The following is an 11,982-nucleotide window of genomic DNA, read 5'->3' as shown; positions in this document are numbered from 1 at the left end:
TGCGTTACGCGACATAAATGCTGTTACGGTTAGCCGCGGTGTGCGAGAAGTCTGGTCGGCAACGTCCCGTCGTTTCCGGACAGGGAGGTTTCCGGGTGGTAGCGAGCACGACCGGCCGACGCGACCCGCGAGGCCGTCCATGAGCGCACTGCTGCCGGCCTTCGCCGGACTCCTGTTGCTGGCCGTGCTGCTGTCCAGTCTGGCCAACCGTACGATCCTGTCCACCGCGGCCCTGTTCCTGGTCGCCGGGTTCGTGCTGGGCGACGGCGCCCTGGGCCTCGTCTCGGTCGCCCCCGACGACGAGATCGTCGGCACGCTGGCCGAGCTCGCCCTGTTCGCGGTGCTGTTCACCGACGGCATGCGGGTCGGCTGGACGGAGTTGCGCGAGGCGTGGAAGCTCCCGGGCCGGGCGCTCGGCTGGGGCCTGCCGCTCACGTTGCTGATCACCGCCGTGGGCGCGCACTACCTGGTCGGCCTGGGCTGGATCGAGTCGCTGCTGGTCGGCGCGATCCTCGCGCCCACCGACCCGGTCTTCGCCGCCGCGCTGGTCGGCAACGAGAAGGTGCCGCCCCGGCTGCGCCGGCTGTTGAACGTCGAGTCCGGTGTCAACGACGGGCTCGCGCTGCCGTTCGTGATGGTGTTCCTCGCCGTCGCGGCCGGATCGGACAACCTGCACCTCGGCGAGCTCGGCCTGGAGCTGGCCGTGGGCGTGCTCGTCGGCGTGGCCGTCCCTTGGCTCGCGATCACGCTGGAGCGCACCCGCTGGTTCTCCGCCTCCACGGCGTACGAGCCGCTGAACGCGCTGGCCATCGGCCTGCTGGTGCTGGCGCTGGGCAAGGCCACACACGGCAACCTGTTCCTCGCCGCGTTCTGCGCGGGCATCACGGTGGCGACCTTCGGCGAGCGGCAGCGCGAGTCGTTCGAGCACTTCGGCGAGCTGATCGCCGAGCTGTTCAAGCTGGCCGCGCTGCTGGTCTTCGGCGCGCTGATCACCCCGGCGCTGCTGGGCGCGGTGGGCTGGACGGGCTGGGTGTTCGCGGTCCTGGCGCTGGTGGTGGCCCGGCCGGTGGCCATCTGGGTCTCCTTCCTCGGCTCCCGCCTCGGCCTGCGCGAGCAGGCCGCGGCGGCCTGGTTCGGGCCCAAGGGCTTCGCCTCGGTCGTCTACGGGCTGATCGTGCTGGGCTCCGGCATCGTCGCCGCCCAGCAGGTCTTCCAGCTCGTCGCGGTCACCATCGTCGCCTCGATCCTGCTGCACTCCTCCACCGACGTCCTGGTGGCCCGCTGGTTCGACGACGAGCGCGACGTGCCCGGCTGGTACGGCGCCGCCCGCCGCCTGCGGGAACGCGTACGCGGAGATCGGACGGCATGAGGCTGTTCTGGGCGATGCTGGGGCGCTTCACCCAGCCGGCGCAGGTGATCACGACCGTGTTCGGCGCGGCCGTGCTCCTCGGGACCGCCCTGCTGTCCAGTCCACTCGCGACGACCTCGGGCGAGCCCTCCGACTGGATCACCGCCCTGTTCACCGCCACCTCCGCCGTGTGCGTGATCGGGCTGACCGTCGTGGACACATCCGCGCACTGGTCGCCGTTCGGCGAGGTGGTCATCGCCGTCCTGATCCAGGTGGGCGGCCTCGGCATCATGACCCTCGCCACCGTCTTCACCCTGCTGGTCTCCCGCAGGCTGGGCCTGCGCGCCCGGTTGTCCGCCCAGGCGGAGACCAGGGTGCTCAACGGAGGCGACCTGCGCCGGGTGGTGGGCAAGGTCGTGATGTTCAACCTGTCCTGCGAGGCCGTGATCGCGGCCGTCCTCACGCTCAGGTTCGTCCTCACGTACGGCGAGTCCCCCGGGCGCGGCCTCTACCTGGGCGTGTTCCACGCGGTCTCGGCGTTCAACAACGCCGGTTTCGCGCTGTGGCCGGACAGCCTCGTCCGGTTCGCCGCGGATCCGTGGATCTGCCTGACCGTCGCGGTGGCGGTGATCGTGGGCGGGCTCGGTTATCCCGTGGTGTTCGAACTGCGCCGGTCCTGGCGCCGCCCCGGGCGCTGGTCGCTGCTGACCCGCATCACGCTCGCGGTCACCGCGGTCCTGCTGGCCGGCGGCACACTGATCTTCCTCGTCACCGAGTGGGCCAACCCCCGCACCCTCGGCCCCATGGACGGGCAGGCCAAGCTGCTGACGGCCTTCTTCACGGCCGTCATGCCGCGTAGCGCCGGCTTCAACAGCGTCGACATCGCGCAGATGCACCCCTCCAGCTGGCTGGTCACCGAGCTGCTGATGTTCGTCGGCGGCGGCAGCGCGGGCACCGCCGGCGGCATCAAGGTCACCACCCTGGGCCTGCTCACGTTCATCGTCTGGGCGGAGCTGCGCGGCGAGAGCCGGGTGAACATCAGTCACCGCCGCCTCACCGAGGCCGCGCAGCGGCAGGCGGTCTCGCTCACCGTGCTGAGCGTGAGCCTGGTCGTTCTCTTCACCTACATCCTGCTGGTGCTGACGCCGCACGCTCCGGACAGGGTGCTCTTCGAGGTCGTCTCCGCCTTCGGCACGACCGGGCTGTCGGTCGGCGTCGTCTCCGCCATCTCCCCCGCCGCGCAGACGCTGCTCACGCTGCTGATGTTCGTCGGCCGGATCGGCCCGCTCACGCTGGGCTCCGCCCTGGCGCTCAAGGAACGCACCCGCCGCTATGAACTACCGGAGGAGGACGTCATCGTTGGCTGAAATGAGAAACGACCCCGTGGCGGTGATCGGTCTCGGCCGTTTCGGCACCTCGCTCGCCCTCGAGCTGGTGCGGCGCGGCACCGAGGTGCTGGCCATCGACCACCGGCCCAAGGTGGTGCAGAGCCTCGCGGGCCAGATCACCCACATCGCCAGGGCCGACGCCACCGACCCCGAGGCGCTGCGCCAGCTCGGGCTGCCGGACTTCTACCGCGCGGTCTGCGCCATCGGCAGCGACCTGGAGGCGAGCATCCTCACCTCGTCGCTGCTGGTGGAGATGGAGATCGACGACATCTGGGCCAAGGCGGTCAGCAGCCAGCACGGCCGCATCCTCAGCCGGATCGGCGTCCAGCACGTCGTCTTTCCCGAGCACGACATGGGCGAGCGCGTGGCCCACCTGGTCAGCGGGCGGATGCTCGACTACATGGAGGTCGACGAGAACTTCGCGCTGGCCAAGACCCTCCCGCCCAAGGAGTACGTCGGCATCCCTCTCGGCGAGTCCAGCCTGCGCCGCAAGTACGGCGTGACGGTCGTGGCCGTCAAGCGGCCGGACGAGGAGTTCACCTACGCCACCGCCGAGACCGAGCTCGGCTACGGCGATGTGATCATCGTGTCCGGCCGTACGGACAAGGTCGAACGGTTCGCGGAGCTGCCCTGAGATCTGTGGCGCGGCCGATGGCGCGAATGTCCGCCTTTACCACCCGCGACATCACGAATCCGAGTAACGTCATCACTCATAGTGATCGCACGTCCCACATAGCCACTTGGGTGGGATGATCCCGAAAAGTCGTCATCCGCTCAGGAAGATCGGGAATGCCCGCATCCTGAGCCGGGAAGGGGTAGAGCCATCACGGAAGGTGTTTCGTAGTGGTACGGGGACCGGCATGGGAGGCGCGATGAGCAGTTCTCAGAGCGTCCTGCGTGCGTTGCCGTTCATCGCGATCTCCCTGGTCGTCGTCGTCGACCTGATCAGCGGGCCCGGTCTGGGCTTCCTGCCGCTGCTCACCCTCGGGCCGACCTTCGCCTCGGTGGCCGGCGCCGTCCGCCGCACGGCCCTGGTGGGAGCGCTGGCCCTCGCCATCTGCCTCCCCCTCTCCGTCTACGACGGCCTGTTCGGCCGGCCGCAGAACAACCTCACGATCGCGGCGATCGTCGGTGTCACCGCCGCGAGCATGCTGGCCAGCCGGCTGCGGAATCGCCGGGAGCGGGAGCTGGCCAACGTCCGCCTGGTCGCCGAGGCCGCCCAGAGAGTGCTGCTGCGCCCGGTCCCCCGGCGGGCCGGCGACCTGCGGGTGGCGCTCTCCTACACCTCGGCGGCGGCGGAGGCCCAGATCGGCGGCGATCTGTACGAGGTGGTCACCACCCCGGAGGGCGTCCGGATCCTCATCGGCGACGTGCAGGGCAAGGGCCTCGAGGCGGTCGAGACCGCGGCGTGGGTGCTCGGCGCCTTCCGCGAGGCCGCCTACGACGAGCCCGAGCTCTCCGGGGTGGCCGAGCGCGTGGAGGCCAGCCTGGGCCGCCACCTGAGTGGCGAGAAGTTCGTCACCGCGATCCTCGCCGAGGTCCACGAGGGGGAGATCTCGCTGCTCAACTGCGGCCATCCGGCCCCGCTCGTGCTGCGGGCCGACGGCACGGCCTGCTTCGCCGAACCCCAGGAGGAGGCGCTCCCGCTCGGGCTCGGCGCGCTGGGCTCACCGCGGCCCAAGCCGCACCGGCTGCCCTTCGGCGACGGCGACCAGATCCTCTTCTACACCGACGGCGTGATCGAGGCGCGGGACCGGGAGGGACGCTTCTATCCCCTCGCTGAGCGGGCGCACCTCGCCTGGGGCGACGACCCCCAGGCGGCCCTCGACGACCTGCGCGCCGACCTGCTGCGCCACGTCGGCGGACCGGTCCCCGACGACGCGGCCATGCTGCTCCTGCGCCGCCATCCGGGCTGACCGGCGGTCCGCCCCCTATTCCGGGTGCTCGCCCTTGGCGCGGTCACGCAGTCTGCCGACCAGCGTGGCCGCGGCCTGGCCGACCTTCCGCGGCACGGCGTGCGCCGGGCTGGCCGCGAAGCTCGACTCGTCCAGCATGTCCTTGATCATCTGCAGGGCGATGCGGTTGCGGTTCGGGGTGCCCTGGAGCAGCGCCTCGGTCAGCTTCTCCACCTGGTGGCTCTTCACCTTGGCCGGCAACGGCGGCTCGTGCTGGTCGACCAGGCACTCGACGATGACCGGTCCGTCCCAGGAGAGCGCCTCGCGCATCTGGTCGCCGCAGTGTGCCGGGTCGACGACACGCGTTCCCCGGGCGCCGCACGCCTCGGCGAACTTCACGAAGTCGATGGGCGCGAGGTTGACACCGTACTCGGGATTGCCGAGATACACCATCTGCTCCCACTTGATCAGCCCGAGGGTGTTGTTCTTCACCACCACGATCTTGATGGGCAGGTCGTGCTGCACCGCGGTGAGGAAGTCGCCGAGCTGCATCGTCATCGAGCCGTCGCCGGTGAAGGCGACGACCTGCCGCCCGGGATAGGCGGCCTGCGCGCCGATCGCGTACGGCAGGCCGGCCGCCATGGAGCAGTTCGTCCCGGAGAAGCTGAACATCTGTCCCCGCCGGATCATGATCTGCCGGGCCGCCCAGCTCGTGACCGTGCCCGAGTCGCCGCACACGATGGCGTCCGGCGCGAGCGCGGCGTTCAGCGCCCACGCGGGCACCTGCGGCTTCATCGGCAGGTCGCTCCGCGTCGCCCGCTCCTCCATGAGCCGCCACCACTCGCGCATGCCCCGCTGGGCCCTGGTCAGGAACGCCCGGTCCTCGTTGCGGGTCAGCAGCGGCAGAAGCTCAGACAGAGTGGCCCGCGCGTCGCCGGCGAGCGGCACGTCCACGGGGTAACGCAGACCGAGCCGTTCCGGCATGTCGTCGATCTGCACGCACACGGCCTGCCCCGGCGCGGGATAGAACTCGATGTACGGCATCGTCGACCCGACGATCAGCAGCGCGTCGCACTCCTCCATGGCCTCCTCACTCGGGCGGCTGCCGACCAGGCCGATCGGCCCGGTGGTGTAGAGGCTGTCGTCGGGCACGCAGTCCTTGCCGAGCTGGGCCTTGACGATCGGCGCGCCGAGCTTCTCGGCGACCGCCTCCAGTTCGTCCACCGCCCCCCGGGCGCCCGCCCCCGCCAGGATGACCGGCCGCGCCCGCCCCGACAGCACCCGCGCGGCCGCGTCGAGGTCCTGCCGGCGCGGCACCCGGATCGGCGGCCGGTACGACGTGGAGGTGTGGCCCTCGACGTTGCGCCGGAACCGGCTCCCGGAGCTCGCCGGCGCCGCCTGGAAGTCGATCGGGAACGTGAGATGGGCCGGTCCCCGCAGGGTCAGCGCGGTCCGTACGGCGTAGTCGGTGACGTTGACGACGTGGGCCGGCCCCATGATGCGCTGGTTGTAGAGCGCGACGTCGTTGAGCATGTAGTCCGTGTTGACGTCCTGGAGATAGCTCGTGCCGATCAGGTCGTGGTAGGTCATCCCGCTGATCGCCAGCAGGGGCGCCTGGTCGGTCCGCGCGTCGAGCAGCCCGTTGAGCAGGTGGGCCGCGCCCGGCCCCGCGGTCGCGAAGCACACGCCGAGCCGCCCGGTGAACTTGGCGTAGCCGACCGCCGCCATCGCCGCCACCTCCTCGTGGCGGCAGTGGATGTACCGCAGGTCGTCCCGGCGATTGTGGAGGGCGTCCATGAAGCCGTTGATGCCGTCGCCGGGCAGCCCGAAGACGACGTCCACGCCCCACTGGATCAGCCGGTCGACGAGGACGTCCGCCGCGGTGAGCTCATCGCCCATGATCGTCTCCCTTCGCGCGTCGCGGAGCGACGGGCCCGAGCTCCCCCTCGCGGATCGCGAGGGCGAGCACCTGGGCCAGGTGGAGGGGCCTGCGGCCGGTCCCGGCGGCGATCTGGCCGCGACAGCTGAACCCGTCCGCGACGACCAGCGTCCGGCGGCCGGCGGCGCGCACCGCCGGGAACAGCACCCGCTCCCCCGCCGCCGCCGACACCTCGTGGTGCCGCCCGGCCTCGTAGCCGAAGGAGCCGGCCATGCCGCAGCATCCCGAGTCCGGGATCTCCAGGTCGAGCCCCATCTCGCGCAGCAGCGCGCGGTCGGCCTCGAACCCCAGCACCGCGTGCTGGTGACAGTGCACCTGGACGAGCGCCCGGCGCCGCAGCCGGGGCACGGGCCAGTCCGGGGCGCACCTGGTCAGAAACTCCGCCAGGGTGTGGCTGCCCGCGCTCAGCCGCCGCGCGCCGAGGTCGTCCGGCAGCAGGTTGGGCAGCTCGTCGCGGAAGACGGCCACGCAGCTCGGCTCCAGCCCGACGACCGGGACTCCCGCCTCGACGTACGGGCCGACCGCGTCCAGCACCCGGCGCAGGTAGCGCCGCGCGAGCGTCAGCATCCCGTAGTCGTACAGCGGGCGCCCGCAGCACAGGGGGCCGTCCGGCACGATCACGCGGAACCCCGCCGACTCCAGCACGTCGACGGCCGCGACCCCCACCTCCGGCTGGAAGTGCTCGGTGAAGGTGTCCGGCCACAGCAGGACGGGCGGCCCGCCGGGGTTGCGCGGCACATGGCCGGTCATCAGCCGCCGGAACGTGCGGGTCGCGAAGCGCGGAGTGTCGCGCCGCTGCGCGATTCCGGCGGCCAGCTTCGCCATCCGGCCCAGCACCGGGGCGTGCGTGACGGCGTTGGCCAGGCGCGGGACGCGCGAGGCGAGGCGCGCCCACCGGTCGATCAGCCCGAGCGCGTACGCCTGCCGGGGCCGGGGCCGCCGCGCGTAGTAGTGGTGCAGGAACTCGGCCTTGTAGGTGGCCATGTCGACCTTCACCGGGCAGTCGCTCCGGCACCCCTTGCAGGCCAGGCAGAGATCGAGCGCCTCGCGCACCTCGTCGCTGCGCCAGCGGTCCCGGACCGGGCCCGCGCTCTCGGCCATCTCCTGCAGCAGCCGGGCCCGGCCGCGCGTGGAGTGCCTCTCCTCCCGGGTCACCATGAAACTCGGGCACATCACCCCGCCGGACAGGTGGCGGCACTTGCCCACGCCGAAGCAGCGCCCGGCCGCCTCGGTGAAGCTGCCGCCGTCGAGGGGGTAGCGGAAGACGGTCTCCAGCTCCACCGGCCGGTACGCCGGGCCCTCACGCAGGTGCGCGTCCAGCGGGTACGGGTCGATCAGCTTGTGCGGGTTCATCCGCCCGTCGGGGTCCCAGACGTGCTTGAACTCCTCGAAGGCCCGCATCAGCTCGGGCGGGAACATGCGCGGCCACAGCTCGGCCCGGCCGTGCCCGTCGCCGTGCTCCCCCGACAACGACCCGCCGTACGAGACGACCAGGTCGGCGGCCTCCTCCATGAACCGCCGGAAGGCCCGGACGCCTTGGAGGCTGCGCAGGTCCCAGTCGATCCTGCTGTGCACGCAGCCCTGCCCCCAGTGGCCGTAGAACACGGCGTCGTAGCCGTGCCGGTCGAGCAGGCGCAGGAAGTCGCGCAGGTAGGGCCCGAGAACGTCCGGATGGACGGCGGCGTCCTCCCAGCCGGGCCAGCCGCCGTGGCCGCCCAGGCCGACGGGCATCCGGGCGGTGCCGGCGGAGTGCCGCCGGACCTCCCACACGGCGGTCTCCTCCGCCGGGTCGTCGTAGAACCTGCAGCTCGGGCCGTGCGGCCGGGTCCGTACGGCGCGCACCAGCCGCCCGGCCCGCGCGTCCGCCTCGCCCTGGGTCTCGCCGCCGAACTCGGCGAGCAGCCAGGCCCGCCCCGGCGGCAGCAGGGACTCCCCGCCCAGGCGGAAGCCCTTGGCGTGCAGGTTGGCGACGACGTGCCCGCTGGTGAACTCCAGCCCGATGGGGCCGAACCGCAGCAGCCAGGGCACGTCGTCGCCCGACGAGGGAATGTCGGGGTAGCCGAGCACGACGAGCGCCCGGCGGGGAGGCAGGCGGACCAGCCGGCAGGTCGCGCCGAGGACCAGCGCCAGCGTGCCCTCCGAGCCCACGAGCGCCCGCGCGACGTGGAAGCCGTTCTCCGGGAGCAGCGCGTCGAGGTTGTAGCCGGAGACCCGGCGCGGGATGTCCGGCAGGCCCCGCCGGATCGCGTCGGCGTAGGTGTCGCGGATGTGGCGGAGCCCGGCGTAGATCGCGCCGCGCCGCCCGCCGGCCGCGATGACGCACTCCAGCTCGTCGTCGCCGGTGGCGCCGACCCGCATGCGGGTGCCGTCGTAGGTGAGGACCTCCAGTTCCTCGATGTTGTCGACGGTCTTGCCCGCCGCCAGCGAGTGGGTGCCGCAGGAGTTGTTGCCGATCATGCCGCCGAGCGTCGCGTGGTCGTGGGTGGCGGGGTCGGGGCCGAAGGTGAGGCCGTACGGCGCGGCGGCGTCCCTGAGCCGGTCGCAGATCACGCCGGGCTGCACCCGGGCCGTGCGACGTGCCGGGGAGATCTCGCCGACCCGGTCCAGGTGCCGGGTGAAGTCGAAGACCACGGCCGTGTTGACGGTCTGCCCGGTCACGGAGGTGCCGCAGCCGCGGGCGAGCACCGGAGCGCCGAACCGGCGGCACACCTCCAGCGCGGCCTCGACGTCCGCCTCGTCCCTGGGGGTCACCACGCCGATCGGCACCTGCCGGTAGACGGAGGCGTCGTAGGCGTACAACGCGCGGTCGCCGCCGCCGAACCGCACCTCGCCCGCCACGGCCTCGCCGAGCCGGTCACGCAGTTCCCCGGCGTACGGCGGCTGCGGCGGGTTCCTGGCCTCCCCCGGCCGGGGCCGCCTCGCCCCCGCGCCGTGGGTGGGCTCCCGGTGCGAGGTCGTCTTCGGTGCGGCACGCGCCATGACCGCTCCTCACGTCGGCCGCCCGCGGGCGGCCCGTCTCAGTGAGCCACCCTTCCCGTCGCGGGTCAGGCGGACCACCGGGAGGAGTAAAAGAACCCCGGTGACCCGCCGGGAGGCCGGGGCGCGCGGGTGGGCCCGCCGTTTACGTGGGCGGACGGCGGGAAGGGCATCCCGGCACACGGGCACGGGTCCCCGGGAACACCGAGAAGGGCACCGCTGACTGGAGCCGACCATGGAATCCCTGAACACCGCCATCAAGAACCTGGGCGACACGGTGGTGTCGGCGGCCGGGAGCGTCGCGGGCGCCGTCGCCGACCCGAAGGGCGGCCTGAAGCAGTTGAAGTCCGCGATGTCGTCGCCGAAGGCGATCGCCGCGGCGGCCGGGCTCGCCGCAGGCTACGCGCTCGGCTGGTGGTGCGGCCACCGCGCCGCGACCCGCTGACCACCGGCACCGGCACCGGACGGCAGGGCCATGGGCCGCCCTGGGACCACGAGCCACGGCCACCAGCGTGGCCTGAGCATCGGCCGGCGGCACAATCGTTCAAGACCACGGCCCCGGGGCGCGCTACAACGGTCTCCGGCGCCGGCCATGGCGGTCGGCGCGGGCATCTGCGCGCGGAGGCGGACGATGGACGTGGGCTTCGTCGGGCTCGGGATCATGGGGCAGCCCATGGCGCTCAACCTGGCCCGGGCGGGGACGCCGCTGGTGGTGTGGAACCGCGCCCCCGCCAGGAGCGAGCCGCTGCGGGCCGCGGGCGCGGTCGTCGCCGACGACGTGGCCGGCGTGTTCGGCCGGGCGTCCACGGTGCTCCTCATGCTGGCCGACGAAGCCGCCGTCGACGCCGTTCTGGAGCGCGGCACGCCGCGCTTCGCCGGGCTGGTCGCGGGCCGTACGGTGGTCCACATGGGCACCACCTCCCCCGGCTTCTCGGCCGGGCTGGAGGCCGACGTGCTCGCGGCCGGGGGCCGCTACGCGGAGGCGCCGATCTCGGGTTCCCGGGTGCCCGCCGAGGAGGGGCGGCTGGTGGCGATGCTGGCCGGGCGGCCCGAGACGGTGGCGGAGGTCCGCCCGCTGCTGGCGCCGATGTGCGGCAAGACGGTGGTGTGCGGCCCGGCGCCGAGAGCGCTGCTGACGAAGCTCGCGGTGAACATCTTCCTGATCACCACGGTCACCGGCCTGGCCGAGTCGCTGCACTTCGGCGAGCGCCAGGGCCTGGACCTTGAGCTGCTCGTGGACGTGCTGAACTCGGGCCAGATGGCGAGCGACGTCTCCCGGGTCAAGGCGGTGAAGCTGGCCGGGCGCGACTTCGCCGCCCAGGCCGCCATCGCCGACGTGCTGAAGAACAACCGTCTCATCGCCGAGGCGGCGCGGGAGGCCGGCATCGCCTCACCGCTGCTGGACGTCTGTCACACCCTGTTCGGCGAGACCCTCGGGCTGGGCCACGGTGGGCTCGACATGGCGGCCGTCGTCCACGCGATCGAGGCGAGGACGCGGGCGACCCAGGGAACGCCGGAGACAGGCGGATCACTCGAAGAAGGAGCATGTGCATGACCTCTCGCCCGGTCGTCGTCGTCACCGGCGGCACCCGCGGCATCGGCCGCCGCATCGTCGAACTCCTGTGCGCGGACGGGTACGGAGTCGTCTTCACGCACTCCGGCTCCGACGCCGACGCCAAGGCGCTGGAGGACGACCTCGCCGGCGGCGGCGCCCTGGTCCGGGGCGTACGCCTGGACGTGACCGACGACGACGCGCCGGCCCGGCTGTTCGACCTGGCCGAGTCGGCCGGCGAGGTGACGGGCCTGGTGAACAACGCCGGGGTCACCGGCAGGCTCGGCCCCTTCGCCGAACTGACCGACGCCGATCTGCGACGGGTCGTCGAGGTGAACCTCGTCGCGCCGGCGCGGCTGTGCCGGGAGGCGGCCCGCCGCTGGTCGGGCGGTACGCCCGGCCGGGTGATCGTCAACGTCACCTCGGTCGCGGCCCGCACCGGTTCGCCGAACGAGTACGTCGCCTACGCCGCGACCAAGGCGGCGGCCGAGACGCTGACCGTGGGCCTGGCCAGGGAGCTCGGCCCGGCGGGGATCCGGGTCAACGCCGTCTCGCCGGGGACGATCGACACGACGATCCACGCCAGGGCCGGAGAGCCGGGGCGGGCCGCGCGGGTCGCGACGCGGGTGCCGCTGGGCCGTCCCGGGAAGGCGGAGGAGATCGCCGAGGCGGTCCGCTGGCTGCTGTCGGACCGCGCGTCGTACGTCAACGGCGCCGTCCTGGAGGTCACCGGCGGGCTCTGACCCGCTCCCCCGCCCCCGCTCCGCAGCGGGGACCGGAGCTCCGCGACGATCCCGGCGACCGCGTGCTCTCAGGCGGACGCGTGCCAGGCGAGCACGGCCAGACGAGCACGGCCAGGCGAGCACGGCCAGACGAGCACGGCC

9 protein-coding genes are annotated in these 11,982 nt (G+C 72.7%); 7 read left to right on the top strand and 2 right to left on the bottom strand.

Going from position 1 to position 11,982, the window contains the following annotated elements; all coding sequences use genetic code 11:
* Positions 1–139: 139 nt before the first annotated feature.
* From Mam01_RS31620 to Mam01_RS31605, 4 genes are all read left to right on the top strand, one after another.
* Complete coding sequence (locus tag Mam01_RS31620; protein ID WP_204288850.1) at positions 140–1,369, top strand: cation:proton antiporter; 1,230 nt, start codon at positions 140–142, stop codon at positions 1,367–1,369.
* On the top strand, positions 1,366–2,715 hold the full coding sequence (locus Mam01_RS31615) for a TrkH family potassium uptake protein (protein ID WP_204288849.1): 1,350 nt from the start codon (positions 1,366–1,368) through the stop codon (positions 2,713–2,715). Before Mam01_RS31620 ends, Mam01_RS31615 begins: the two co-directional genes overlap by 4 nt.
* A 1-nt stretch (position 2,716) precedes the next feature.
* Complete coding sequence (locus Mam01_RS31610; protein WP_191910161.1) at positions 2,717–3,370, top strand: potassium channel family protein; 654 nt, start codon at positions 2,717–2,719, stop codon at positions 3,368–3,370.
* Between the two features lie 238 nt (positions 3,371–3,608).
* Positions 3,609–4,652, top strand: coding sequence for a PP2C family protein-serine/threonine phosphatase (locus tag Mam01_RS31605; RefSeq protein WP_239101766.1), 1,044 nt, complete (start codon positions 3,609–3,611; stop codon positions 4,650–4,652).
* A 15-nt stretch (positions 4,653–4,667) separates the two neighbouring features.
* Here the strand turns inward: Mam01_RS31605 and Mam01_RS31600 are convergent, their stop codons facing one another.
* Together Mam01_RS31600 and Mam01_RS31595 are read right to left on the bottom strand one after the other, a co-directional pair.
* Complete coding sequence (locus Mam01_RS31600; protein ID WP_204288847.1) at positions 4,668–6,530, bottom strand: thiamine pyrophosphate-dependent enzyme; 1,863 nt, start codon at positions 6,528–6,530, stop codon at positions 4,668–4,670.
* Positions 6,520–9,549 (bottom strand): FAD-binding and (Fe-S)-binding domain-containing protein, encoded by a 3,030-nt coding sequence (locus Mam01_RS31595; protein ID WP_204288846.1) that lies wholly within the window; start codon positions 9,547–9,549, stop codon positions 6,520–6,522. The genes Mam01_RS31600 and Mam01_RS31595 overlap by 11 nt, the downstream gene beginning before the upstream one ends.
* Positions 9,550–9,781: 232 nt before the next feature.
* On the opposite strand from Mam01_RS31595, the gene Mam01_RS31590 reads away from it, so the two are divergent.
* The 3 genes from Mam01_RS31590 (at position 9,782) to Mam01_RS31580 (ending at position 11,841) form a co-directional block, all read left to right on the top strand.
* Entirely contained in the window at positions 9,782–9,991 is a 210-nt protein-coding gene (locus tag Mam01_RS31590) for a hypothetical protein (RefSeq protein ID WP_204288845.1), read from the top strand.
* A 186-nt stretch (positions 9,992–10,177) separates the two neighbouring features.
* Positions 10,178–11,101, top strand: a complete 924-nt coding sequence (locus Mam01_RS31585) for an NAD(P)-dependent oxidoreductase (RefSeq protein ID WP_204288844.1) — start codon at positions 10,178–10,180, stop codon at positions 11,099–11,101.
* Complete coding sequence (locus Mam01_RS31580) at positions 11,098–11,841, top strand: SDR family NAD(P)-dependent oxidoreductase (RefSeq protein ID WP_204288843.1); 744 nt, start codon at positions 11,098–11,100, stop codon at positions 11,839–11,841. The genes Mam01_RS31585 and Mam01_RS31580 overlap by 4 nt, the downstream gene beginning before the upstream one ends.
* The last annotated feature ends 141 nt before the right edge of the window (positions 11,842–11,982 follow it).

The organism is Microbispora amethystogenes, from assembly GCF_016863015.1.
Classification (GTDB): Bacteria; Actinomycetota; Actinomycetes; order Streptosporangiales; family Streptosporangiaceae; genus Microbispora; species Microbispora amethystogenes.
Note: the sequence above shows the minus strand (reverse complement) of the source record. Positions and strands in the feature narration are given on the sequence as shown.